This is a genomic window from Aeromonas enteropelogenes, assembly GCF_000819845.1.
In the GTDB taxonomy this organism is placed as follows: domain Bacteria; phylum Pseudomonadota; class Gammaproteobacteria; order Enterobacterales; family Aeromonadaceae; genus Aeromonas; species Aeromonas enteropelogenes.
This window is the reverse complement of the sequence record NZ_CDCG01000003.1, coordinates 17463-42755: the sequence shown is the minus strand read 5'-3', so window position 1 is coordinate 42755 and position 25293 is coordinate 17463. Positions and strand designations below refer to the sequence as shown.

Annotated in this window: 23 protein-coding genes; 11 read left to right on the top strand and 12 right to left on the bottom strand. The window is 60.8% G+C overall.

Annotation, left to right across the window (positions count from 1 at the left end; translation table 11 throughout):
- The first annotated feature begins 156 nt into the window (after window positions 1-156).
- On the top strand, window positions 157-471 hold the full coding sequence (locus BN1123_RS01090) for a hypothetical protein (protein WP_042024932.1): 315 nt from the start codon (window positions 157-159) through the stop codon (window positions 469-471).
- Between the two features lie 167 nt (window positions 472-638).
- On the opposite strand, the gene ppsR is transcribed toward BN1123_RS01090, so the two are convergent.
- A complete protein-coding gene (gene ppsR, locus BN1123_RS01085; RefSeq protein ID WP_026456094.1) occupies window positions 639-1451 on the bottom strand; it encodes a posphoenolpyruvate synthetase regulatory kinase/phosphorylase PpsR in 813 nt (270 codons plus the stop codon).
- Between the two features lie 319 nt (window positions 1452-1770).
- Here ppsR and ppsA point away from each other — a divergent pair, with 319 nt between their 5' ends.
- Window positions 1771-4149: a phosphoenolpyruvate synthase gene (gene ppsA, locus BN1123_RS01080; protein WP_042024930.1), complete on the top strand. Its 2379-nt coding sequence runs from the start codon at window positions 1771-1773 to the stop codon at window positions 4147-4149.
- A gap of 80 nt (window positions 4150-4229) precedes the next feature.
- On the opposite strand, the gene BN1123_RS01075 is transcribed toward ppsA, so the two are convergent.
- The 4 genes from BN1123_RS01075 to BN1123_RS01060 form a co-directional block, all read right to left on the bottom strand.
- Window positions 4230-4691 carry a serine protease chaperone gene (locus BN1123_RS01075; RefSeq protein ID WP_042024929.1) on the bottom strand — a complete coding sequence of 154 codons (462 nt, stop codon included), beginning with the start codon at window positions 4689-4691 and terminating at the stop codon, window positions 4230-4232.
- Between the two features lie 18 nt (window positions 4692-4709).
- Window positions 4710-6587 carry a serine protease Asp gene (gene asp, locus BN1123_RS01070; RefSeq protein ID WP_042024928.1) on the bottom strand — a complete coding sequence of 626 codons (1878 nt, stop codon included), beginning with the start codon at window positions 6585-6587 and terminating at the stop codon, window positions 4710-4712.
- Between the two features lie 315 nt (window positions 6588-6902).
- A complete protein-coding gene (locus BN1123_RS01065) occupies window positions 6903-7085 on the bottom strand; it encodes a hypothetical protein (protein WP_042024927.1) in 183 nt (60 codons plus the stop codon).
- A 6-nt stretch (window positions 7086-7091) separates the two neighbouring features.
- Window positions 7092-7643 carry a hydrolase gene (locus BN1123_RS01060; RefSeq protein ID WP_042024961.1) on the bottom strand — a complete coding sequence of 184 codons (552 nt, stop codon included), beginning with the start codon at window positions 7641-7643 and terminating at the stop codon, window positions 7092-7094.
- A gap of 305 nt (window positions 7644-7948) precedes the next feature.
- On the opposite strand from BN1123_RS01060, the gene BN1123_RS01055 reads away from it, so the two are divergent.
- Window positions 7949-8764, top strand: coding sequence for a MetQ/NlpA family ABC transporter substrate-binding protein (locus tag BN1123_RS01055; RefSeq protein WP_042024926.1), 816 nt, complete (start codon window positions 7949-7951; stop codon window positions 8762-8764).
- 62 nt (window positions 8765-8826) lie between these two features.
- On the opposite strand, the gene BN1123_RS01050 is transcribed toward BN1123_RS01055, so the two are convergent.
- Window positions 8827-10683: a DUF3413 domain-containing protein gene (locus tag BN1123_RS01050; protein WP_042024925.1), complete on the bottom strand. Its 1857-nt coding sequence runs from the start codon at window positions 10681-10683 to the stop codon at window positions 8827-8829.
- 47 nt (window positions 10684-10730) lie between these two features.
- Window positions 10731-10958 carry a YejL family protein gene (locus BN1123_RS01045; RefSeq protein WP_005344699.1) on the bottom strand — a complete coding sequence of 76 codons (228 nt, stop codon included), beginning with the start codon at window positions 10956-10958 and terminating at the stop codon, window positions 10731-10733.
- 73 nt (window positions 10959-11031) lie between these two features.
- Here BN1123_RS01045 and yejK point away from each other — a divergent pair, with 73 nt between their 5' ends.
- The 5 genes from yejK (at window position 11032) to BN1123_RS01020 (ending at window position 17493) form a co-directional block, all read left to right on the top strand.
- Entirely contained in the window at window positions 11032-12081 is a 1050-nt protein-coding gene (yejK, locus tag BN1123_RS01040; protein ID WP_042024924.1) for a nucleoid-associated protein YejK, read from the top strand.
- A gap of 396 nt (window positions 12082-12477) precedes the next feature.
- Window positions 12478-13659, top strand: a complete 1182-nt coding sequence (gene malE / locus BN1123_RS01035; protein WP_042024923.1) for a maltose/maltodextrin ABC transporter substrate-binding protein MalE — start codon at window positions 12478-12480, stop codon at window positions 13657-13659.
- Between the two features lie 72 nt (window positions 13660-13731).
- Window positions 13732-15384 carry a maltose ABC transporter permease MalF gene (gene malF, locus BN1123_RS01030; protein WP_042024922.1) on the top strand — a complete coding sequence of 551 codons (1653 nt, stop codon included), beginning with the start codon at window positions 13732-13734 and terminating at the stop codon, window positions 15382-15384.
- 12 nt (window positions 15385-15396) lie between these two features.
- Window positions 15397-16287 (top strand): maltose ABC transporter permease MalG, encoded by an 891-nt coding sequence (malG, locus tag BN1123_RS01025; RefSeq protein WP_005299600.1) that lies wholly within the window; start codon window positions 15397-15399, stop codon window positions 16285-16287.
- A gap of 69 nt (window positions 16288-16356) precedes the next feature.
- Window positions 16357-17493 carry an ABC transporter ATP-binding protein gene (locus BN1123_RS01020; RefSeq protein WP_042024921.1) on the top strand — a complete coding sequence of 379 codons (1137 nt, stop codon included), beginning with the start codon at window positions 16357-16359 and terminating at the stop codon, window positions 17491-17493.
- Between the two features lie 96 nt (window positions 17494-17589).
- Here BN1123_RS01020 and BN1123_RS01015 read toward each other — a convergent pair whose 3' ends face one another.
- Window positions 17590-18987: an aminotransferase-like domain-containing protein gene (locus tag BN1123_RS01015; RefSeq protein ID WP_042024920.1), complete on the bottom strand. Its 1398-nt coding sequence runs from the start codon at window positions 18985-18987 to the stop codon at window positions 17590-17592.
- A gap of 111 nt (window positions 18988-19098) precedes the next feature.
- Here BN1123_RS01015 and BN1123_RS01010 point away from each other — a divergent pair, with 111 nt between their 5' ends.
- Window positions 19099-19860, top strand: a complete 762-nt coding sequence (locus BN1123_RS01010; protein ID WP_042024919.1) for a transporter substrate-binding domain-containing protein — start codon at window positions 19099-19101, stop codon at window positions 19858-19860.
- A 9-nt stretch (window positions 19861-19869) separates the two neighbouring features.
- Entirely contained in the window at window positions 19870-20943 is a 1074-nt protein-coding gene (locus BN1123_RS01005; protein WP_042024918.1) for a M14 family metallopeptidase, read from the top strand.
- A gap of 68 nt (window positions 20944-21011) precedes the next feature.
- Here BN1123_RS01005 and ppk2 read toward each other — a convergent pair whose 3' ends face one another.
- Window positions 21012-21839, bottom strand: a complete 828-nt coding sequence (ppk2, locus tag BN1123_RS01000) for a polyphosphate kinase 2 (RefSeq protein ID WP_042024917.1) — start codon at window positions 21837-21839, stop codon at window positions 21012-21014.
- A gap of 102 nt (window positions 21840-21941) precedes the next feature.
- Here ppk2 and BN1123_RS00995 point away from each other — a divergent pair, with 102 nt between their 5' ends.
- Window positions 21942-22742 (top strand): alpha/beta fold hydrolase, encoded by an 801-nt coding sequence (locus BN1123_RS00995; RefSeq protein ID WP_042024916.1) that lies wholly within the window; start codon window positions 21942-21944, stop codon window positions 22740-22742.
- An 84-nt stretch (window positions 22743-22826) separates the two neighbouring features.
- Here the strand turns inward: BN1123_RS00995 and BN1123_RS00990 are convergent, their stop codons facing one another.
- From BN1123_RS00990 to BN1123_RS00980, 3 genes are all read right to left on the bottom strand, one after another.
- Entirely contained in the window at window positions 22827-23636 is an 810-nt protein-coding gene (locus BN1123_RS00990; RefSeq protein WP_042024915.1) for a MipA/OmpV family protein, read from the bottom strand.
- Between the two features lie 261 nt (window positions 23637-23897).
- Complete coding sequence (locus tag BN1123_RS00985) at window positions 23898-24968, bottom strand: AI-2E family transporter (protein ID WP_026457030.1); 1071 nt, start codon at window positions 24966-24968, stop codon at window positions 23898-23900.
- Window positions 24962-25225 carry a sulfurtransferase TusA family protein gene (locus BN1123_RS00980; protein ID WP_026457029.1) on the bottom strand — a complete coding sequence of 88 codons (264 nt, stop codon included), beginning with the start codon at window positions 25223-25225 and terminating at the stop codon, window positions 24962-24964. Before BN1123_RS00980 ends, BN1123_RS00985 begins: the two co-directional genes overlap by 7 nt.
- Between the last annotated feature and the right edge of the window lie 68 nt (window positions 25226-25293).

The window sequence follows — 25293 nt, the reverse complement described above, 5'->3', positions numbered from 1 at the left end:
AACGGTGGTGTTTTGCACGATAGCCAGCTTTTTTATGAGTTGATCAAGCTTTTAGTTGGTAATTGGGTGAAAAATAAGCAATCGAATTGAATTTTGTTGACATGGTTTTTTTGATGGTGATTTTTCATTGCTTTTACTGAGAAAGGGATGCAAACAATGCACAAGCTGGCTGAAGGGGCGGATAAAGGGGGCCTGGTACAACAGGGGGTGGCCAAGGGCGTGTTACTGGCGCTCTGGTTGGCCATGGCGGCCTGCCCACTGCTCCTGACGATGGCGATCGCCATCCTGGCCGGTTGGGGCTGGTTGGGAGATGAAGGGTTGCTGCAGCACTGGCCACGGCTTCTGCAGGTAGGGGGGCTGATCGGGGGAGTGGCCGGTTGCTGGCTGGCCGAGCGGGTACGCCAAAATGACGGCTTGCTGGCCTGCTATGCTCGCCTGATGAATAACCCTGAGCTCAATCGCAACCACTAAACGGCGCGTTTGGTCAGATGGGAAAGAGGAGGGGCAAGCGCCTTGATGTGCTTGCCCCTCGTTGTATCCGTCGCCTCAATGGTCACTGTGATGGTTAGCCATGCCTTGGTTGGCAAGGGCTGACCCCGGATTTTGTCATTATCCTCAGCGATATCTGTCAAGCTGGCTTAACAGAGGTGGCGGCGCAGGCCGGTTGCCTCCAGAATCTTGGCGCTGATCTCCTCCACCGAGTGGGAACTGGTATCGAGAAAGCGGATCGCCTCCCGGCGAAACAGTCGCTCCACGCTCGCCAGCTCCTGCTCGCACTGTTCCAGCGAAGAGTAACGGCTGTTGGCGCGGCGCTGGTTACGGATCTCGTGCAGCCGCTGGGGCGCGATGGTGAGGCCGAACAGCTTGTGGCGATTGGCCTTGAGGGCGGTGGGCAGATCCAGGGAGCCCATGTCCTGTTCGATGAAGGGGTAGTTGGCGGCGCGGATGCCAAACTGCAGCGCGAGATAGAGGCTGGTGGGGGTTTTGCCGCAACGTGACACCCCGATCAGTATGATGTCCGCCTCGTCGTACTCCCGGGTGGTGATGCCGTCATCGTTGGCCAGGGCGAAGTTCACTGCCTCGATGCGATCGTCATAGAGCTTGCGGTTCTCCATGCCGTGGGTGCGATGGAGCCTGGGCTCGGCCTTGACCCCCAGCTCTTGCTCCAGCGGGCTCACGAAGGTGTTGAGGAAATCGTGGCCGCAAGCCTCTGCCTTGAGCACCTCTTCCCGTACTTGCGGGTCGACGATGGTGTGGAACAGGATGGGGCGCACCCCGGTCTGGCGGAACTGTTCGTCGATGCGGGCCCGCACCTGCCTCGCCTTTTCCAGAGTCTCCACGAAGGGGATGGTGATCTGTTCAAACGCCAGCGGAAACTGGCTCAGCACGGCGTGGCCGAACACTTCGGCGGTGATGGCGGTGCCGTCGGAAACATAGAATACGGTGTGCACGGGGGCTCCTGTGGTGGGGATTGGCATGGTGGCGAGAAGGAAGTATCTCTCGAAACTATATCAATTTTGTCAACCGGTCTGCTGTGCCCAAGTTGTGAAGTGGCTTGCAAACCTGAGTCGTTACCTTTTTGTGTTGGCATTGTAGAATGTCTGTGTCATTCGGCCATCCCCAAATCTTGCGTGGGGATTTTTTTGACAATAAGTAGAAAACGTTTTCTTGGTCGTTGGCAACAGCACAAACAGACAATAACGCACAAAACTCACGTACATAAATCAGGGGACAGGGAGCTCTGACTCCCGAGCCCACCAACCTGGAGACATGCAAGTGCAACAGTACGTACTCTGGTACGAGCAACTCGGAATGCAAGATGTAGAACGAGTTGGCGGCAAGAACGCATCCCTTGGCGAGATGATCAGCAACCTCTCTGGCGCCGGTGTATCCGTGCCGGGGGGCTTTGCCACCACCGCCTATGCGTTTAACGAGTTTCTGGAGTCAAGCGGCCTCAACGACAAGATCCACGATCTGCTCGACGCCCTGGATGTGGATGACATCGCCGCCCTCAATCGGGCCGGCCAGCAGATCCGCGACTGGGTGATCGACGCCCCGTTCCAGCCCGATCTGGAGCAGGCGATCCGGGTTGCCTACGAGAAGTTGAGTGCAGGTGTCGAGGCCTCCTTTGCGGTGCGATCGTCCGCCACCGCCGAGGACATGCCGGATGCCTCCTTTGCCGGCCAGCAGGAGACCTTCCTCAACGTGCGCGGCATTGACGCCGTCATGACGGCCGTCAAGCATGTGTTTGCGTCACTGTTCAACGATCGCGCCATCTCCTACCGGGTGCATCAGGGCTATGACCACAAGGGCGTGGCGCTCTCGGCCGGGGTACAGCGCATGGTGCGCTCGGATCTCGCTGCCTCCGGCGTCATGTTCACCCTGGATACCGAATCCGGCTTCAACGACGTGGTCTTCATCACCGGGGCTCACGGCCTTGGCGAGATGGTGGTGCAGGGCGCCGTCAACCCTGACGAGTTCTATGTGCACAAGCCGACCTTAAAGAGCGGCCGTCCCGCCGTGGTGCGCAAGACCCTCGGCTCCAAGCTTATCAAGATGACTTACTCTGACGATGCCGGTCACGGCCGTCAGGTGAAGATCGTCGATACCGTGGATACAGAGCGCAGCCGCTTCTGCATCACCGATGAAGAGGTGATGGATCTGGCGAGACAAGCCCTCATCATCGAGCAGCACTACGGCCGCCCGATGGATATCGAGTGGGCCAAGGATGGTCAGGATGGCAAGCTCTACATCGTCCAGGCGCGCCCGGAAACCGTGCGCAGCCGCCAGGAGGCCAACACTCTGGAGCGTTTTGCCCTCAAACAATCCGGCAAGGTGCTGATCGAAGGGCGTGCCATCGGCCACAAAATCGGTGCAGGCCCGGCCCGGGTCATCTCCTCCATCAGCCAGATGGACGAGGTGCAGCCTGGCGACGTGCTGGTCACCGACATGACGGATCCGGACTGGGAGCCCATCATGAAGCGGGCCTCCGCCATCGTCACCAACCGGGGCGGGCGCACCTGTCACGCCGCCATCATCGCCCGCGAGCTGGGCATTCCGGCTGTGGTGGGTTGTGGCAACGCCACCGATCACATCAAGGATGGCCAGCTCATCACCGTCTCCTGCGCGGAGGGGGATACCGGCTTCATCTACGACGGCGAACTCGACTTTGATGTGGCGGTGACCGAGGTAGGCAACATGCCGCGCCTGCCCATCAAGATCATGATGAACGTGGGCAACCCGGACAGAGCCTTTGACTTCGCCCAGCTGCCGAACGCCGGTGTGGGGCTGGCCCGCCTCGAGTTCATCATCAACCGCATGATTGGCGTGCACCCCAAAGCCTTGCTGGAGTTTGATCAGCAAAGCCCCGAGCTTCAGGCCACCATAGCCAAGATGATCGCCGGCTACGAGAGCCCGCGCGAATTCTACGTCGCCAAGCTGACCGAAGGCATCGCCACCCTGGGCGCCGCTTTTTGGCCGGAGCGGGTGATAGTGCGGATGTCGGACTTCAAGTCCAACGAGTACGCCAACCTGGTGGGCGGTCGTGACTACGAGCCTCATGAAGAGAACCCCATGATCGGTTTCCGTGGTGCGTCCCGTTACATCGCCGACAGCTTCCGCCCCTGCTTTGCCCTCGAGTGCGAGGCCATCAAGCGGGTGCGCGACGTCATGGGGCTGACCAACGTCGAGGTGATGATCCCCTTCGTGCGCACCGTGGGTGAGGCGGAGCAGGTGATCGACATCCTGGCTGAAAATGGCCTGCGCCGCGGTGAACGGGGGCTCAAGGTCATCATGATGTGCGAGATCCCGAGCAATGCCCTGCTGGCCGACAAGTTCCTCGAGCACGTCGACGGCTTCTCCATCGGCTCCAACGACATGACCCAGCTCACCCTTGGACTGGACAGGGACTCGGGCCTGATCGCCCACCTGTTCGACGAGCGCAACGAAGCGGTCAAAGCGTTGCTGGCCATGGCCATCCAGGCTGCCCGCAAGGCCGGCAAGTATGTGGGGATCTGCGGCCAGGGGCCGTCTGATCACGCCGACTTCGCCGCCTGGCTGGTGGAGCAGGGGATCGATTCGGTGTCGCTCAACCCGGATACCGTGGTCGATACCTGGCTCTATCTGGCCGAGCAGCACGGCGGCAAGTAAGTCTGCAAGCGTGCAGCAATGACAAGGGGGCCTGATGGCCCCCTTGGTTTTTACGGGCGGCAGCCAGGCTGCCGACGTGCTTATTTGGGCTGTTGCTCTGTTCCGGACAGCTCAATCTGCACCTTCACCCCTTCTTCTTTGAGCCGGGTGGCGATGGCGTTGAGATCCGTGCTCGGCTTGGCCTCCAGCAGGGCAATGCCACCGCTGCTCTGCTTGAATTGCAGGCCGTGGCGGTTTGCGATCGCCTTGGCCTGACTGTCATCGGCTTCCACCAGCAGGGTGCCGCTGACGGTCAGCTCCGGGCTGGCAACACCCTGCAGCAGGGCATCGCCCCGGCGCAGGGTCTGCAGCGGTACCTTGCCGTCCAGACTGCGGGTGACCCGCTTCTTGCTGCCATCATCAGGGGTCAGGTAGGTCTGACCATTGACCTCTATGGTGCGATATTGCTTGCCGTCTATGGTCACTGACTCCTCGGCACTGGCATAGGTGGTGGCCGTTGCCAGCAGGCTGGCGAGGGCAAGGGTGATCATGGTCTGTTTCATGGAATGATTCCTCTGTAATCAGGCGCGGGGCGCGTCATGGCCCAGTACACGCAGTGACCAGTCGATGAGCTTGCCCGGCTGGTTGTTGTTGCGTTCGGTCAGGGTGCTGCGGGTGTTGGTTCGGCGATCAAGCAGTGAAACCTGACGAGTGCCGTTGGCGACGTCGGTCACCTCCAGTCGCCACTCCCCCTGAGCCGGCTCGCCATAGAACTTGTGGGAGAGCAGGCGCATGTCACGCAATCCCCTGGTGCGAACATAACCCAGCTGCTGCCGGTCGAGGGACTGGCCCACCAGGCTGTTGTAGGGGTTGAGCAGCACGCTGCGGGTGCCGGACGGAGAGACCAGCTCGAGCAGCAGATCAGGCAGGCGCTGGTGATCCAGGTTGACCATGACCTGTACCGCTTCCACCGTCAACGCCTGCTCGATCTGGATGGCCGAGCGGGTCGGTGCAGCACCGACGTCAGGAATGGCAGCTGCCCTGCTGTCGCTCGGAGAGACCTTCTGCCAGGGCAGTTGCACCAGTGGCGGCAGCGGGTTGTGACTGGCGGCGCGCGCCAGAGCCTTGTTGACATCGATCAGACCAAAACCGTAAGTCGGGCTGAACCACATGCCGGCGGCATTGCGTTCCCACCCTTCCAATGCGGTGACCGTGCGGGCGCTGCCTGCGCGGTTGGTGTAGCTCACCTGTACCGCCGGATGCGCGGCATCGACCCGGGTGGCGCTGCGGGCCAGCAGATCCCGCAGGTCCCGCACCGACAGATCCGGATAAGCGGACATCAGCAGCGCTACCGAACCCGAGGTGTTGGGGGTCGCCGAGGAGGTACCGTTCATCACGCCGTTGTAGTCGCAGCGCGCATCCAGTTGCTGGTTGCCGTGCAGCCGGTTGGCGCTGGGATCATCATTGCGGTTGTAACCCATGTCGCACCCGGGGAGATCCGTGGTGACCATGGCCGGCGTATCGGTGCCATATTCTCCCCCGGGGGCGCTCAGGAAGACGTTGCTGCCGACGCTGGAATAGGAGGAGCGCTTGCCATCGGCATTGAGGGCGCTGACCACCAGGTTCCAGAAGTTGCTGTTGGCGGGATCGATATTGCTGTTCTCGAAGGGCAGGAGAGGGCCATTACCAGTGCGGGAGAGGGCATAGTTGCCGGCGCCGATGCGTTTGAAGCCGTTGCCTGCCGCCTTGATATAGGCTGCGCCTTCCGCCTTGAGAGTTTGCTGCTCGAACAGGCGATCGAGCTGGGCCTGATCCAGATCGGTGGCCCCTTGTGGGTCGACCAGGCTCATGCCGTAGCTCTGGTTGAAGACCCGGTTGTCACGGCTGGCCTGGCTGTCGCCAAGGGCATAGAGCCAGTCCTTCTGCAACTGCCGGCTGTCGTTATCGAGTAGGTTGAACCCCTGCAACTGGGCCTGGGGCGCGACGCCTTTGGTGCCGACGGCGTTGTCTGCCGCAGCGATGAGACCGGCTACCGAGGTGCCGTGGGCGCTGTCGGGATCCGTCGGAGTAGGATCGCTGCCGCCGGTGACCACGTTTTTGGAGCCCGGCCGCACGTTGTCGGCCAGATCAGGGTGGGCAATGGCCAGGCCGTCATCCACTACGGCTACATTGATCCCCTGTCCCAGCACACCGGTGCGGTGTGCCCACCAGAGGTTGAGGTCGTTGCCAGCCACGCCGCCGCGAGCGCTGAAGGCATCCTGGCCGCTGTTGAGCAGGTGCCACTGCTGATCCTGCAGGGGATTGCTGCCCGGCAGGCAACGCATTGCGCTGTTGCGGGCGGTATCCACGCCGCTCTCCTTGCCGGTGAGCGGGGCACAGTTTTCATTTGCCTGAACGAGTGCGACTGGCAGGGTCGACAGCAGTGCTGTGATCGCCAGCGCTAACGATGTTTGCTTCATTATTTTTAACTCCATCTAGGATCGCACCTTCCTGGGTGCGAATGGAATCTATACACGGGATGGAGCGAGTCAAAAGACTCTCTTTTAGGAACTCTGACGAGCTTCAAAGAAATCCGATCTGGTTTGTGGTGGGTATTCCATTGGCGCTCTTTATGTGATTTATTGAGAGCATTTCTCATTTTCGTTTATTGATCTTTTTGTTTTTTAAATGCTTTGCGAGCGCCATATCGGGTGGGATGAGTAGCGGGGAGTGGACCGGTCCTGTCGCAACAGGAGCCGGTATGAGAGCCATAGGGTATGGCAAGCAGCAGGTGGTCAGATGGCGAGCTCGGTCACAGGGAAACCCGCCAATAGCCAGAACAGGGCGGTGAACAGGGCGAGGCCTATCAGGCTCCAGCACAGATAGCGGCGGGTCGCCGCCATGCCGATCACCGCCACGATGGCCGCCACCCAGCCAGCTACCAGCAGGTAGATGAAGGGGGCCATGTTATCCATCATGGTGCCTTACCTCACGAGTGCCAGCACCTGGCGAAACGCCGGATGGCGGCAATTTCCCAGCAGTTCGTAGAGGCACATCTCCACCGAGGTGAGCTCGGCCCCTCGGGCTGCAAGTTTGCCGATGGCCAGCTCCCGGTTGGCGGGAGTGCGTGAGGAGACCGCATCTACCACCAGCGAGACCTCGCTGCCGCTTGCCAGCAGCCCAAGTACCGTCTGATAGACGCAGATATGGGTCTCGATGCCGCACACCAGCCAGTGGTTGACCCCGGTCTGGGTGAGGGCTGCGGCCACGGTTGGTTCACCCAGGGCACCGAAGCTGAATTTGGTGAGCACAAGGTCGTCTGCCTGCAACCCTTGCAACTCGGGCACAGTGGCCCCCAGTTTGTCCGGATTTTGCTCCAGCCAGACAACCGGCAATCCCAGCGCTCTGGCCCCTTGCACCAGGCGCTGCGTATTGGTGATAAGGGCCTCGCTCCCCTCGACCAGGCGCGCCAGCTTGCCCTGAATATCGACGACCAGCAGGCCGGTCGTGGCCACCGTCAGCGGCTGTATTCCCATCATTTGCTCTCCTTGCAGCGGTTTTCTCGGGCCGATTGCGCCAAAGAGGCACGCCCTCAGAATGTTTGACTATACCGGAATTGCCTTCGATTTAAGCTCTCTATGAATCCTTTGTTTGTGTCATGAAGGACAGGTAACCCCCATTTTCCAGTCAGCCCTGTTTTGCCGCTTGGCGAAGGGAAGGGGCTCTGTTATTGTGGTAAAACAGCCGTTTGGATGGCTGGATGGTTATGGTCGTGTCGTTTATCGTCCCGGATCGCACCCTCTGACCACCCTCTTGATGATCATTTTGACAGGGAGTCCCTATGCAACGCCGTTCCTTCTTCAAGCTTTCCGCGCTGGCGCTGCTCGCCAGCAGCCTGCCGTTTTCCGTCCTCGCCGCCGATCCGGCCAAGAAAGAGATAGTGATCGGCACGACCGTGGGGGATTTTGCCGACATGGTGACCGATTCCATCAAGCTGCAGCTGGAGGCCAAGGGCTACCGGGTCAAACTGGTTGAGTTCACCGACTATGTGACTCCCAATATTGCTCTGGCCGATGGTTCGCTCGATGTGAACTGCTTCCAGCACAAACCCTATCTGGAGAGCTTTGCCAAGGATCGGGGGCTTTCGCTCGCACCCATCACCCAGGTGCCGACCGGCCCCATGGGCCTCTATTCCGGCAAGAAGGGGCAGCTGGCCGAGGTGGGTGAGGGGAGTTCTGTGGCCATTCCCAACGATCCCACCAACCAGGCGCGGGCGCTGCTGATGCTGCAGGACTTGGGCTGGCTCACGCTCAAGGAGGGGATCAATCCGCTCAAGGCGAGTGAGTTCGATGTAGTGGACAACCCCCACGATATCAAGCTGGTGTTGCTGGAGGCGGCCCAGCTGCCCCGCTCGCGGGAAGACGTGGATTTTTCCGTCATCAACGGCAACTTCGCCGCCTCCAGCGGCATCCCGTTCAGCGAGGGCTTGTTCCTTGAGCGCAGCTATGACTTTATCAACTGGGTAGTGGTGAAGAGTGCCGATGCGGACAAGCCGTTTGCCAAAGACGTGGCGGCAGCCTACAACTCCCCCGAATTCAAGGCCTATGCGGCCAAGCGCTTCGCGGGTTACAAGTACCCGCAGGGGTGGGGCGGTTAATACCGGGATGGCGACAGACAATAAAAAACGCCCCGCATGCGGGGCGTTTTCATGTTCGGCCATCAGGGATGGCGATAGAAGCGGTTCAGCTCGTTCATCACCTGGATCATGGCACCCATGTCCGGGTTGCCGTGCTTGATGGGGCGATAGCTCTTCTGCTCCAGCAGCTCGAAGTCACCCTGCTTGTTGAAGTGGGTGATGGTGTTGTCCTGATAGATGGCAAAGTCGTTCTGATCGCCCGCCAGCAGCCAGGGGCGCGGGCTGGTATCAAACAGGCTGCGACCTATGCTGTAGTCCCGCGCCGGGTTGCGCGCCCCCAGCATGCCCTGCATCAGGGTTGGTACCAGATCGAGATGGCTGCTGGGCTGTGACATCACCTGGCTGTCGCGACCGGGCCAGGCCAGCACGAAGGGCACCTGCACCTGATAGGGGGAATAGTTGGTGCCGGCCCCCCAGCTGTTGCTGCGGGTGTCGTTGAACTCCTGGCCATGATCCGAGGTGATGACGACTATGGTGTTGTCGCTCATCCCCTGCTGTTGCAGCTGGGTCAGCATCTGCTCCAGCAGCTGGTCGGTATAGAAGACCGAGTTCTTGTAGCGGTTTTCGAGCTTTTGCAGGTTCTCGGCCCGATAGGCGGTGGCTGGGTTGAAGTTGGTCAGCTCCGGCTGGAATGGCCCCTTCATGGTCGCCGGCAGCTGGTAGTCGCCCGGGCTCGACAGATAGACCAGCGAGAACCAGGGGCGCTCCGGTGTGCGCTTCTCGAGCCAGCCCTGCCAGTCGGACAGCAGCTTGCCGTCGTCGAGCTCTTCGGAGACGAATACCTGTTTGCGCAGGCCGGCCAGAATGCTCTGGCGATACTTCTGGGCATCTTCCATCGCGCCAAACAGGCCGAACTGGTAGTCCTGACGCAGCATCTCGTCGAACAGCACGGGGGGCCGCTTCTCGCTGCTGATGTCCTGGTAGTAGTGGCCGGGCAGACCGTAGAAGAGGCCGAACATGCCCATCAGTGCGTCGTTGCCGCTGCTTAAGTGATTGCGGAACGTCAAATTCCGGGAGGCATAACGCTGCAGGTTGGGCATGTTGATGTTGTTCAGCATGTCAAAGCGCAGGGAGTCGACCACCACCACCAGCAGGTTGTTGTGGCTGCTGGGAGCGTTGACGTTGAGCGGGCGCAGGGGATAGTGCATCCGGCTGTCGCTGCCACTGTTGTTCTCCGACGCCGCCTGCTTCTTCTCGTACTGATCCAGATCCAGCCAGCCATGCTTGGCCAAGAAGGAGCGAGCCGTCATGGGGTAGGAGAGGGGGAAGTTGGCCCGTTGCATGGTGATGGGCTGATACAGGGTGGCATCCGCCCAGCTGTTGACCAGGTGGGTCAGGATGAAGCAGACCAGCAGGGCCAATCCCACCTGATTGCCGTACTGACGGCGCTTGCGCTTGTTGATCTTGCGCCAGACGTAGGCTGACAGCAGCAACTGCAACAGGAAGATGGTGGGCACAGCGACGAAGATGATGCTCCAGATCGAGCCCTCCTCGGTCTGGGCCTGATCCAGCAGCAGTTGCCACACCTGGGCATTCAGGTGGAACTTGAACAGCCTGAATACCTGGGTGTCGATGAGCAGCAGCACCAGCGCCAGGGTGGCGACGATGGCCGAAATAAAGCGCAGGGATTTCTCTTTGGGCAAGAGGAAGGTGAGCGGAAAAATCGTCAACAAATAGGTGACGAAGCTCAGGAAAGAGAAGTGGCCAATCCAGCTCACAACAAGGTAGATCACGCCGAGCGTGGTCGATGGCCAACTGATGGCACCCAGATAGCGGGTGGCGATCAGCATGGCCAGGATGATGTTGAAGAAGGAGAACCAATGCCCCCAGGTGATCAGGCGAGAGACATTATCACGATAGGGGTTACCGGTTTCGACCATAGTGATCCATCTGCGTAGAGAAACGTCAAATCAACGGAGTCGGGGACTCAGTGTGTGTCGTGGCGATTGTCGACCGATGCGGTCAGGGCCTGGACAAACTTCTCGGTGATGGCCTGGCGCTGGGCCGGTGCCATGCCGTTGATGATATTGGTGGTCAGGTTGCCAAGCACCATGAGGCTGAGATCCACCGGCGCCTTGTGCTTTTCCAGCGCGGTGATCAGGTCGTTCATCAGGGCGTCAAACTGCTCGTTATTGTACTTTGATACGATGGGCATAATCTTCAGTTCATCTCGGTTCAAAGCGCCTTATAATACTTCACCCTTTCGGCTAACACTATGGCTTTGTGACATGAGTCTCGATATCGACAAGATCATACTTCACTCCCTGCGCCAGGGCGGCGATGGTCAACCTTACGCCGATACCCGCAGCCAGACCCTGCCCCCCGACGAGGCGGTGCAAGGGCTGATGGCGGAACTGCATCGCATCTACAACGGCAAGGGCGGCAAGGGCTTTGGCTTTTTTGCCGACCCCGAGGAGGCCGTCGCCGAACTGGCTGACGGTGAAGAAGCCCCCAAGCAACCCTCTCCCGCGTTTCGTATCGCCCTCGAACAGCTGCTCGACGAGCAGACGGAATTTGTCCCCTTCTCGGTCACCGTGACCCAGATGCTGGTCAAGCAGCTGGTGGAGCATGCCCTGGATGAACAGGGGGTACTGCTGTTTGCCAAATACAACTACGTCGGCGTCGATTATTTGCTGATCGCGCTGCTGGAAGGCAAGGAGAGCGTCACCGTCAGCGAGGCGCTGGAATTGCGTCATATCCAGTATCTGGATATCGGCAAACTCAATCTGGTGGCCCGTATCGATCTCACCGAGTGGAAAACCCAACCCGATTCGCGCCGTTATATTACCTTCAGCAAGGGACGCATAGGCCGCAAACTCGGCGACTTCTTTATGGATTTGCTGGGTGCCCGCGAAGGAATGGATGCCAAGATCCAGAATAAAGGCTTGCTGCAGGCGGTCGAAGATTATTGCGACAGTCGTCAGCTCGAACCGGCCGAGCGCAATGATTATAAAAAGCAGGTTTTCAAATATTGCACCGAGCAGGCGAGCGCCGGTGAAGAGATCGAAATCAAGGAGTTGTCCGCAGAATTGCCCGGCGACGGTGACCTCGATTTTTACAGCTTTATCGGTCAGGAGTATGAGCTGGAAGAGCGCTTCCCCGCCGATCGTTCTACCCTGCGCGGTCTGACCAAATTTGTCGGATCCGGCGGCGGCCTGACCCTGAGCTTCGAGCAGAAGCTGCTGAATAGCCGCATTTTTTACGATCCGGACACCGATACCCTCACCATCAAGGGGGTGCCGCCCAACCTCAAGGATCAGCTGCTGCGCCAGTCGTAATGTGATCCGGTCGTCATATTTGGCAAAAAGGGACCCCGCTTCGGCGGGGTCCCTTTTTTATGGCGTCCGTGGCGCAGGACGAAACCGGGGCGGTGCTTTGTTAACAGATAAAACAGAATCGATTGCCTGAAAGGGTTTTCATTCAAGTGAAAACCCTTTCAATGAAGTAATAAAGTTTCATAATGGTAATTATATTTCCGTGATGGTTGCGAAATAAGCCGATAAAATCGGTTATTACCGCGATTTAAGAAAATGTTTTCAAAACTTTCTGGAAGGAAATACGTAATTGCATTTCAAAAATGCGAGTTGCGTCATGTGAGCCGTTTGCCGCTTGGGATAATATTCATCTCGCACACAAATGCTCTTACAGCGCGGAACTAATACAAGGAAAGGCTCATGAAAAAGAAATTGCTGTCATCCCTGATCGGTCTGGCCACTCTTGGTGTCGCCTGCTCTGCCACTGCTGCCATCGACGAAGGCCAGCTGACCATCTGGATCAACGGTGACAAGGGATACAACGGCCTGGCTGAAGTGGGTAAGAAGTTTGAAGCAGAAACCGGCATCAAGGTGACTGTGGCCCACCCGGATCAGGTTGAAGTTAAATTCCAGCAAGCCGCCGCCACTGGCAACGGCCCGGACATCTTCTTCTGGGCTCACGACCGTTACGGTGAGTGGGTCAAAGCCGGTCTGCTGGTGCCCGTGACCCCCAATGCCGACACCAAGGCAAAGTTTGAACAACTGGCATGGGATGCCATGACCGTCGATGGCAAGACCTATGGTTACCCGGTTGCCATGGAAGCGGTCAGCCTGATTTATAACAAGGATCTGCTGCCCGAGCCGCCCAAGACCTTCGAAGAGATCGCCAAGATCGACGAAACCCTGAAGAAGGATGGCAAGCGCGCCATCATGTGGGCCTATGACACCCCCTACTTCAGCTATCCGCTGGTAGCCGCCAACGGTGGTTACGCCTTCAAGAAAACCGCCACCGGTTATGACGTGAAAGACACCGGCGTGAACAACGCGGGCGCCAAGATGGGCGTGGGCTACATCTCCGAGATGATCAAGTCCGGTCACCTGGAGAAGGGCATCGACTACGGCGTGATGGATGCCAAGTTCAACAAGGGCGAAGTGGCCATGATGATCAATGGTCCCTGGGCCTGGAGCAACCTGGACAAGAGCGGCATCAAGTATGGCGTCGCCCCGCTGCCGACCCTGAATGGCAAGCCGGCCAAGGCCTTCGTTGGCGTGCTGGGTGCCACCATCAACGCCGCCAGCCCGAACAAGGACCTGGCCATCGAGTTCCTCGAGAACTACTTGCTGACCGATGCCGGTCTGGCGCCGATGAACGCCGACAAGCCGCTGGGTGCCGTGGCCCTGAAATCCTTCCAGAAGACCTTGGAATCCGATCCGCACATCAAGGCGACCATGCAAAACGCCCAGGCTGGTGAGCCGATGCCGTCCGTGCCCGAGATGAGCCGTTTCTGGTCCTCCTTTGAAACCGCCCTCAAAAACGTGACCTCCGGCCGTCAAGGTGTTGATGAAGCCCTCGATACCGCTGCCAAGCGTATCGTCCAGTAAGTTCGCACTACCCGGGAGGTCTTCGGGCCTCCCACTTTCTCCTCTCTCTTGGCGTTATAAAGGTTAATTGGCATGGAAGTAGTACCTTCTGTTGAGTCCTATGCCGGTCCGAAGGATAAGCACGTCTGGCTCAAGTGGACCATAGCGGCCCTGGTTGCCATCCTCAACGGCTACGCAGCCGTGATGATGTATGCCAGTGGCGAGTGGGTATTCGCGTTGCTGGATCTGGTGGTGGTATCCGCCGGCCTGTATGTCTTCATGAACAAGAAGACCTATGCCCATCGTTACATCTTTCCGGGTGTGGCGGGCATGGTTGTATTTATCATCTTCCCTCTTGCCTACACGATTGGCATCGCCTTCACCAACTATTCAGGCTCCAATTTGCTCTCGGTGGAGCAGGCGCGGGATTATCATCTCAAGAAATCCTACAAGGTGGCGGGTGGTGAATTCGATTTTACCCTGCTGGAAGCCGACAACGGCCAGTTCCAGCTGCTGCTGAACCAGGGTGAACAGACCTTTGTCAGCCAACCTCTCTCCCTGATGAACAACAAGGCCCGCGAGCTGGCGGTGCGCGAGGGACGAGCACAGGCGGCCCCGCAACTGGTCGAGTTGCAGGTGGCAACCGCCGAGACCGGGCGCAAGTCCGCGCCCATTCGCGTCATCGTCGAGCATCGTACTCACCTGAGCGGGCTGGATCTGGTACTGCCGGACGACGGCACTCACCTGACCCTGAGCAGCCTGCGCAAGTTTGCCGCCCAGAAGCCGCAATATACCCGGCTGATGGATGGGGCCGTGCTCAAGTCCGGGGTGGTAATCAAGGACAGCAACCTGCTGCGCGACAACCAGACCGGCGAGCTGATGCTGCCTAACGGTGACACCGGCTTCTATCAATACATCGACGAGCAGGGTCAGTTCGTCGGCAAGGGTATCGCCCCCGGTTTCGTGGTGAGCGTAGGCTGGAAGAACTTTGCCCGCATCGTGACCGACCCGGGCATCCAGGCGCCGTTCCTGCAGATCTTCGTCTGGACCGTGATCTTCTCCACCTGCTCCGTCGCCTTCACCCTGGCCATCGGCATGGTGCTGGCCTGCCTGGTGCAGTGGGAAGAGCTCAAGGGCCGCGGCTTCTATCGGGTCATGCTGATCCTGCCCTATGCCATCCCGGCGTTTATCTCCATCCTGGTGTTCAAGGGCTTGTTCAACCAGAACTTCGGCGAGATCAACATGTTCCTGGAAGCGGCGTTCGGCATCAAACCGGACTGGTACACCAACCCCTTCCTGGCCAAGGTGATGATCCTCATCGTCAACACCTGGCTTGGCTACCCCTACATGATGATCCTCTGCATGGGCTTGCTCAAAGCCATTCCGGAAGATCTCTATGAAGCGTCCGCTATGGACGGAGCCGGCCCGGTACAGAACTTCTTCAAGATCACCGTACCGCTCTTGATGAAGCCGCTGACACCCCTGTTGATTGCCTCGTTCGCCTTCAACTTCAACAACTTCGTGCTTATCCAGTTGTTGACCAATGGCGCCCCGGACATCATTGGCGCCAGTACCCCGGCCGGTACCACCGACCTGCTGGTGAGCTACACCTACCGGATCGCGTTCCAGGGCTCGGGTGGTCAGGACTACGGTCTGGCCAGTGCCATCGCCACCGCCATCTTCCTCATCGTGGGTGCGCTGGCCTTGCTCAACCTGAAATTGTCCAAAGCCGACAAGCAACTGTAAGGAGGCTTCAACATGGCAATCGTACAACCCAAATCAGTCAAATACCGGGTGTGGGCAACCCACCTGGTGATGTGGGGCTTCCTGGCACTGATCATCTTCCCGCTGATCATGGTCATCGCCATCTCGTTTAGAAACGGCAACTTCGCGGTGGGGGAGATCATCCCCTCCAACCCGACCCTGGATCACTGGAAGCTGGCGCTGGGCATGTCCATTACCAACGCCGACGGCAGCATCACGCCGCCGCCGTTCCCGGTGCTGACCTGGTTGTGGAACTCCATCAAGATCGCGGGGATCACCGCCCTGATGATAGTGGTGCTCTCCACCACCTGTGCCTACGCCTTTGCCCGCCTGCGTTTTCGTGGCAAGTCCACCATCCTGCAGGGCATGCTGATCTTCCAGATGTTCCCGGCGGTGCTGGCACTGGTGGCCATCTATGCGCTGTTCAACAAGATTGGTGACTACATCCCCTGGCTGGGTCTCAACACCCACGGCGGCCTGATCCTGGCCTACATGGGGGGGATCGCCCTGCACGTCTGGACCATCAAGGGCTACTTCGAGACCATCGACTCGTCGCTCGAAGAGGCCGCGGCCATCGACGGCGCCACCCCGTGGCAGGCGTTCCGGTTGATCCTGCTGCCCCTGTCGGTGCCCATCCTGGCGGTGGTGTTCATCCTGGCCTTCATCGGTTCCATCACCGAGGTGCCCATGGCCTCCATCCTGCTGCAGGATGTGAACAACCTGACCCTGGCGGTCGGGGCCCAGCAGTACCTCTATCCGCAGAACTACCTGTGGGGTGACTTCGCCGCGGCCGCCGTGCTGTCGGGCTTCCCCATCACGGTCGTCTTCCTGCTCGCCCAGCGCTGGCTGGTGGGGGGGCTCACTGCCGGTGGCGTCAAAGGTTAAGGTTCATGGCCGGGGGAGCTGGCTCCCCCCGCCATCACGATTTGCAAAGATTCAAGAGCGGAGCTCGACATGGCTGAAGTAGTACTCAACAACGTTCGCAAAAATTACGATCCGGCTGTTCACAAGGACACCCTGCGCAATATCAACCTCTCCATCAAGGAAGGGGAGTTCATCGTCTTCGTCGGCCCCTCCGGCTGCGGCAAGTCCACCCTGCTGCGGATGATCGCGGGTCTGGAAGACATCACCAGCGGCGAGCTGACCATCGGCGGGCGCTACATGAACGACGTGCCGCCGGTGGAGCGCAACGTGGGCATGGTGTTCCAGTCCTACGCCCTCTACCCGCACATGAACATCTACGAGAACATGGCCTTCGGCCTCAAGCTCAAGAAGATGGACAAGGAGAACATCCACAAGCGGGTGATGCGCGCCGCCGAGATCCTCGGTCTCGAGCCGCTGCTGGAGCGCAAGCCCAAGGCCCTCTCCGGCGGTCAGCGCCAGCGGGTGGCCATCGGTCGTTCCATCGTGCAGCAGCCCCAGGTGTTCCTGTTTGACGAGCCGCTCTCCAACCTCGACGCCGCCCTGCGGGTCAAGATGCGCATCGAGATCGCCAAGCTGCACAAGGAACTCAACTCCACCATTATCTACGTGACCCACGATCAGGTGGAGGCCATGACCCTGGCCGACAAGATAGTGGTGCTGAGCCCGCTCAAGGGCGAGGCGGCCACCAACCTGGAACAGTTCGGTTCCCCGCTCGATCTCTACCACAACCCGGACAACAAGTTCGTGGCAGGCTTCATCGGCTCCCCCAAGATGAACTTCCTGGCGGCCGAGCTGGTGGAGATTGGCGAGCAGGAGTGTCTGGTCAAGCTGAGCTCTGGCGACAGCGTTCGGGTGCGGGTCGATGCCCGCCGTGGCGCGGTCGGCGACAAGGTGGAGCTCGGCATTCGCCCGGAACACTTGGTGCCGCTCGCTCACGCCCATGCCGACAGCCGCGTGAGCGGGGTGGTGCAGGTGGCTGAACACCTGGGGGCGGAGTCTTTCGTCTACATGGATGTGGATGGTCACGACTTCACCGTCAAGACCACCTCGGACGTGGACGTGGCGGCCGGTCAGACCTACAGCGTGGGGATCCCGGCCGAGGCCTGCTATCTGTTCGATACCAAGGAGCAGGCGTTCCCCCGTACCGCCAAATACATCCGTACCTGACGGGTACTGGTGCAGGTTTTCCTTATCTTCAATGCCTTTTTGCCGGTCGCAAGACCGGCTTTTTCATTTCTGGTCGGGTGCAAATAGAGCATCGCTTCATGACGATCCCTCCTGCTGGCGGGCCCAGCGCTGCAGAAAGTCGAGCAGAGGCTGATGGCTGTATGCCAGGTTGCAGCGCAGCCAGGGTGTGGCCGGAGCATCGACCCGAAACTGGCTGCCCGGGGCCAGCAATAACCCTTCGGCCAGCGCCGCTTCGCTCAGGGGCAGGGCATCCTGATGGGGCTCAGGGAGCCTGACCCAGGAGAAGAGACCGCCCTGGGGCGGACAGAAACTCTGCCAGCGGATCTGCTCCAGCCCCTGTTGCCAGCGCTCACCGGCCCGCAGCAGTCGATCCCGCAGCCGCTGCTGCTCTTTCGGGGTGTCGGGATCCTTGAGCATCCGCAGCACCAGACGCTCGGACAGCTCGGAGGAGGCGATGGCGTTCATCACCTTGTAGCGCAGCAGACGGTCGGTGCGCTCCTCGCTCGCCAGCAGATAACCCACTCTCAGGCCAGGGGCCAGCGCCTTGGCAAAGCTGCCGATGTAGATGATGTGCTCCAGACCCGCCAGCGCCGCCAGGGTCGGGGTGGCGCTCTGGGTCAGCGCCGCACTCACGTCGTCCTCGACGATCAGGCAGTGGTGCTGCGCCGTGAGCTGCAAGACCCGAAACGCGGTGGCGGCCGAGTAGCTGGCGCCGGTGGGATTGTGCTGGCGCGGGTTGGTGAAGAAGGCCTTGGGCCGCGCCAGGTGCAGTTGCTCGGCCAGCACGGCGCAATCGGTGCCCTGCGCTGTCCAGGGGACGCCGATCACCCTCATGCCGGCGTGTTGCAGCAGGGTGATGAGGTTGCAGTAGCCAGGGTCGTCCACCAGCACTGTGTCGCCTGAGCGGAGTTCCGACTGCACCACCAGTGCCAGGGCCTGACTGGCCCCCTGGGTCAACAGTACTCCTTGCGGCTCCACCGGAATGCCGAGCGCCTCGTGGTGTTGCCAGAGGTGCTGGCGCAGCGGCTGCCAGCCCGCCGAGTGTCCGTAGGCGATGGCGCAGTCGGCCTCTCGTCCCTGCTGGCGCAGGGCGCGTTGCAGGATCTGGGTCGGGTACCACTGGCTGGGCAGCCAGCCACAGCCGGGCTGAACCACCTCGGGGCCCGGAGTGATCCTGTGGTCGGTCAGCCAGCGGGCATCGGGTACCGGCGGCGGCGCCATGGGCGGGGCCAGCGGCGTGCGGGCCACATAGTAGCCATCCCCCCGTCTGGCGACGATCACCCCCTGTTGCACCAGTCGGCTGTAACCGTCGGCAACGGTGAAGGTGCTGATGCCAAGGATGGCGGCGAGTTGGCGCACCGAGGGCAGGCGCTGGCCCGGTGCAAGCTGGCGCGCGGCGATGGCCTGCTGGATGGCGTGTATCAGCTGCTGGATCAGGGAACCCTGGGTCGGATCGAGGGAGAGGGAGGGCATACTGTAGTGGCTCTTTGACCTGTACGGTTGGGGTGATTGTTAATGGATTGTATATGTAACGTATCGGGCAAATGCAATAGTGTCGAGCCATCCACCCAGAGGAGAGACACCATGAAACGAGCCCTGTTATTACTCACCGGCCTGCTGTTTGCCCAGTCCGTTCTGGCCGGCCCCGTCCTTCGCATCGCGACCGACGGCACCTTCCCGCCCTACAGCACGGTCAATCCGGACGGTTCGCTGGCCGGGTTCGATGTTGATATCGCCAATGCGCTGTGCGCCGAGATGAAGGTGACCTGCGAGCTGAGGCAGTACGACTTCGACGGCATGATAGCCGGGCTCAAGGCCAGAAAATTCGACATGATCGTCGCCTCCATGGCGATCACCGAGGAGCGCCTGCGCCAGATCGCCTTCAGCGACAAGTATCAGGGGGGCTACTCCCGTTTCATGGGGCCTCGCGATACATCCCTGAATGGTGAACCCGCTGCCATGGCCGGCAAGCGGATAGGCGTGCAGCTTGGTTCCATTCAGGAGAACTATGCCAAGGATGTCTATGGCAAGGCGGGGGCCGAGGTGCGCACCTACGGTTCGGCAGAGCAGGCCTGGCTGGATCTGATGGCGGGTCGGCTGGATGCCATTGTGGTGGAAATCGGCGTCGGCATGGAGTTCAAGAAGCGGGAAGGGGCGGCCGGGTTCGACTTTTTCGGCCCCAGGATGAATGACCCCGCCTACTTCGGTACCGGCTCCGGCATCGCGGTGCGCAAGCAGGACGCCCGCCTGCTGGGGGAGGTCAACAAGGCGCTCGGTACCCTGCTGGCCAACGGCACCTACAAGCAGATCAACGACAAGTACTTCGATTACGACCAGTACGAATAAGGGAACAGGATGAAGGAGATCAAACTCCCCCTGCCCGGCGGCACGCCGGGCAGTCAACGGGTGTTGCAGGCCTGGGAATTTGGCTGCAGTGGGCCCCTTGCCTATCTGCAGGCGGGTCTGCATGCCGACGAGTTGCCCGGGGTGCTGGCCCTGCATCGCCTGCGCCAGCATCTGATGGCCCTGGAGCAGCAGGGAGCCTTGTTGGGGCGTATCCGTCTGGTGCCCCAGGCCAACCCCATCGGTCTGTCCCAGTGGCATTTGGGGTTGCATCAGGGGCGCTTTCTGGCCGCCACCGGACAGAACTTCAACCGGGGATATCCCCTGCTGGTGGCGAAGGGGGAGGCAATACCCACCCACCTGACGGCGCGCGATTTGTTGCTGGCCAGGCTGGCCGAACGGCGTCCCTGCGGCGAACTGGCGTGGTTGCAGCACACCCTGTTTGGCTGGGCACTGGAGGCCGATCTGGTGCTGGACATCCATTGCGACAGCGACGCCCTGCTGCACCTCTATGGCCACGTTCGCCAGCGCAGCCAGGTGGAGCGCCTGGGTGCCTGCCTCGGGGCCGGGGTGATGCTGCTTAGCGAGCAGGCGGGGGGCATGTCTTTTGATGATGCCCTGCTGCAGAACTGGTATGCCCTGATGGAGGGGCCACAGGTGCCGGTCGCGGTGACGGTGGAGCTGAGGGGGCAGCAGGATGTGGCCGATCATCTGGCCGAGCAGGACGCCCGGCGGCTGCTGGCCTGCCTGGTGGAGTCTGGCTGGATTGATCCCGCATTCAGGATGCCAGCTGATCCGCCCGCCTGCACAGAGGGAAAGGTGACGCCACTAGCTGCGGTGGAGGTGATCTCGGCCCCGGCGGCGGGGATCCTGAGCTACGAGGTTGCACCCGGGGATCGGGTGCTGGCGGGGCAGCGGGTCGGCTGGCTGACGGATGCGCAAACCGGGGAGCGTATTGCTCTGACCGCGCACCACGAAGGCCTCTGTTACGCCAGGGTGCTCAACCGGCTGGCCTGCGCCGGGGATGAGGTGATCTTCCTGGCCGGTGAGGTTGCCCATCGGGAAGGGGACTTGCTGGGGCTGTAAATGGCTACCCGGAGTTTTGTGCGCTGCGTTGACAGGCCAGCCAGAGCGGCTGGCCGGGTCAGGCGTTATCAGTGATCGTCTTTGTCATCGAGATCGGCGGTGATGTCCGGCACGAAGTTCTGGCTGGTGAGCGGCGGGCGCTCGTAACCTTCGGTGCTGATGGGGGGCAGTTCTATGTGCTCGTAGTGGATCGTCTCGTAGGGCACCTTGCCGAGCAGGTGGGAGATGCAGTTGAGGCGGGCACGGCGTTTGTCATCCGCCTCCACCACGAACCAGGGGCTGTCCTGGGTGTCGGTGTAAGTAAACATGTCATCCTTGGCGCGGGAGTATTCGACCCAGCGCGAGCGGGATTGCAGATCCATGGGGCTGAATTTCCAGCGCTTGATGGGGGTGCTGATCCGCTCCTTGAAGCGCTTCTCCTGCTCCTCGTCGCTGACCGAGAACCAGTATTTGATGAGGGTAATGCCGGAGCGGATCAGCATCCGCTCGAACTCGGGGCAGGCGCGCAGGAATTCCCGGTACTCCTCGTCGCTGCAAAAGCCCATCACCCGCTCCACCCCGGCCCGGTTGTACCAGGAGCGGTCGAACAGTACCATTTCGCCGGCGGCGGGCAGGTGGGCCACATAACGCTGGAAGTACCACTGGGAGCGTTCCCGGTTGGAGGGGGCGGGCAGGGCGGTGACCCGGCACACCCTGGGGTTGAGCGGCTCGGTAATGGCCTTGATGACGCCCCCCTTGCCGGCGGCATCGCGTCCCTCGAACACCACCACGACTTTCAGTCCCTCCTGCTTGACCCACTCCTGCAGTTTGACCAGCTCCTCCTGCAGATGGGCGAGGTGATGCTCGTAGCGCTTCTTGTTGAGGCGCGGGCGTTTCTTGCTCTTGTCCTTTGGCATGATCTTCTCCTTGTTGATACGTTTCCAGATTGCACCACAGAAGCGTCATCGCCAAGTGGCGCGTGATACACTGCCGCTCCACTAGAGGCAACAGGAGAAAACATGAAGCAGTTTATGGAGATAGCGGGTCGCCGCATGGCCTATCTGGACGAGGGGCAGGGCCCTGTGCTGCTGTTTGGTCACAGCTATCTGTGGGACAGCGCCATGTGGGCGCCGCAAGTCGAGGCACTCAAGGGGCAGTATCGCTGCATCGTGCCCGAGCTCTGGGGCCACGGGGATTCCGACGCGCAGCCCGAAGGCCCCTGCACCCTGGCGACCCTGGCCCGCGATCACCTGGCGCTGCTCGATGCCCTCGGGGTGGAAGAGTGTGTGCTGGTGGGCCTCTCCATCGGCGGCATGTGGGGTGTCGAGCTCGCGCACATGGCGCCGGAGCGTCTCAAGGGCCTGGTGCTGATGGACAGCTTCGTTGGCCTCGAGCCCCAGATCACCTGCGAGCGCTATCTTGGCATGCTCGCCATGATTGAGCAGCTCGGCACCATTCCTGCCCCCATCGTGGAGCAGGTGGCGCCGCTCTTTTTTGCCCATCAGCCGGATGCGGCCTTGATGGATGGCTTCAAGGCGCGTCTGGCGAGTTGGCCCGCCGACAAGGTGGCCGCCATGGTGGCGGTGGGACGCAGCTTCGTGACCCGGGAGGATCGCATCGACTGGCTCGAAGAGATCTCCGTGCCCAGCCTGGTGATGACAGGCTGCGAGGACAAGGCCCGTCCCGTGCTGGAAGGCTATCTGATGGCCGAGGTGCTGGGTTGCCCCTTCAAGGAGATCCCGGGAGCGGGCCATATCTCCACCCTGGAGAACCCTGTCTTCGTCAACGGCGCGCTGGGAGCGTTTCTGGCCGGGCTGTGAGGGTGACACCTTGCCGGATAGCGAGAAAAGGAGCCATGGGCTCCTTTTCTCTTTTGTCTTGCGACTTGTGCGGCTGATGAGGGGTTACCAGATATAGCCGAGGCCGAAGCCTGCATAGAGCTCGCCCTTGTGCTGGACGATGGGGCTGTCGGCGATGTCGTCGTCATAACGTTCGTAGTTGACGCCAAAGCCGCCAATCCAGTTGGCATTGAAGCGATAGCTGCCGATGACGGAGACCATGGGGGAGAGGGTGGTGCCCGTGTTCCACGCCGGCCTGCCTGCCCGGGCTTCTTCTTGCGACACGCCGCCGAAGTAATAGTTGGCGAGGTTGTGGCTGCGCAGCATCACGCCAGCCCCCGGCATCAGCAGCAGCGGGCCGCGGATGATGGGGAAGTTGGCCCACAGCATCACCTCCTGGCCGTTGCTGTTGCCGGTCACGTCCGTGGTGGCCCGCATGGTCCACAGGGCATAGGGAGTGATGAGATCGGCCCCGAAGCCGGCCTCGAACTCCCCTTTGCGCTTGTTGAGGCCATGGAGGAAGGCATCATCATCCGGATCCAGGTTGCCAAAGCGCATCCGCCCGAAGGCGTAGGTGGAGAAGCCGCCATCCCGGGTGAGGTAGTAGCGGGCCCGATCCCCCAGATACATCAGGTTGTCGCCAAAATAGAGGGCACCCGGGATGGGCAGCAGGGTGTCGTCCTGATGCTGGTAACGGGCCTGGCCTGCGATAAATGCGCCGCCCACGACCAGTCCCTTGGGAATGGGGCTGCTTGGGCTGTCGCTGGAGAAGGCGCTGAGAGCCCCGAGGTCGAGGTCGGCCCGGACGGGGGCCGAGAGCAGCAGCGCCAGAAGGGCGCCAAGAGAGGCATGGCGCAAGGCCGGGACTGGGGGCATATGAAATATCCTTATGGGTCGGTGAGCGATGCAGTGGTGGCGCAACAGGGTGCCGGTGGCGTAGCCAGTTAAGCCGATTTGTATTGTGAATTCAAACCGATAGAGCAAAAAGAGTGGTGTGTTGCCAACGCTGACCCCAATTGACGCCCGGCCTGGGCTGTGAGAGGCATTGCCGGCAAGCAGATGAGCGCTGCCGCCAACAAAAAAGAGAGGCTTGGCCTCTCTTTTTGGTCTTTGCCTGTCGTTGCAGGGATGTTCCCATCAGGGGGCGGGGCGGGGCAGCTCTTCCCGCTTGGGCCAGACGTTGAGCACCGCCTTGACCAGGGTGGCGAGGGGGATGGCGAAGAAGACCCCCCAGAAGCCCCACAGGCCGCCAAACACCAGCACGGCGATGATGATGGCCACCGGATGCAGGTTGACTGCCTCGGAGAAGAGCACCGGCACCAGCAGGTTGCCATCGAGCGCCTGAATGACCAGATAGGCCACCATCAGCCAGGCAAACTCTGGGGTGAGCCCCCACTGGAACAGGGCCACCATGGCCACCGGCACAGTCACCACGGCGGCGCCGATATAGGGGATCAGCACGGAGAAGCCAACCGCCACCGCCAACAGCGCCGAGTAGCGCAGTCCCATCAGGGCGAAGGGGATATAGGTCGCCACCCCGACGATGAGGATCTCGATCACCTTGCCGCGGATGTAGTTGATGATCTGGTTGTTCATCTCCACCCAGACCCGGTTGACCAGGGTGCGGTTGCGCGGCAGGAAGCGACGCAGCCCCCCCATCAGCACCTGCTTGTCTTTGAGCATGAAGAAGACCATCAGGGGCACCAGGATGAGATAGACCATGATGGCCACCACGTTCACCAAGGAGCTCAGGGAGGCGCTGACCAGGTGCTCGCCCCCGCTCAGGATGCGTTGGCGCATGTTGTCGATGACGGTTTCCACCAGGCTGACATCGACAAGCTCGGGGTATCTGTCCGGCAGGGTGCGCACATAGTCCTGGGCATGGGTCAGCATGGCCGGGGCTTCTTTGGCCAGATTGATGCTCTGGTGAACCAGGGTCGGGATAAGGCCCAGCACCGCGGTCACTGCCAGGGTGATGAAGATGAGCAGCACCAGACTGGTGGCCAGGGTGCGGGAGAGCCCCGCCTGCTGCAGCCGGACCACAGGCCACTCCAGCAGATAGGCCATGACGATGGCCACCAGGATGGGGGCGAGCAGGTTGCCAAACAGCCAGAGTCCGGCAAAGCCGAACAGCAGCAACAGGAAGAGGGTGACGGCATCGGGATCGGAAAAACGGGTCTGATACCAGCGCTTTAATACTTCTAACATCTAGCGTCCTTACACGACGGGGTCTGTGAGAGTGGCCTGGCCCCGACAACCAGTAGTAAAGAGAGAGTCTGATCCGGCGCCTGTTGCTGCGTGACCTGATGGCCGAGGCGCTGCAGGTAGGCCGGAATATCCTGCCGCGAACCCGGATCGGCCAGGCGGATGGTCACGACCTGGCCTGGTTGGGCTTCTCTTAACCAGAGTTTGAGCCGGATCAGGGGCTCGGGGCAACGCCAGGGGGTCAGGTCGAGGTACTCCATGAGGGCTCCATCTCGCGAGTGGTCGCTATTATGGCCGCGATGACAGCACGAAACAACGCTTGTAGCCC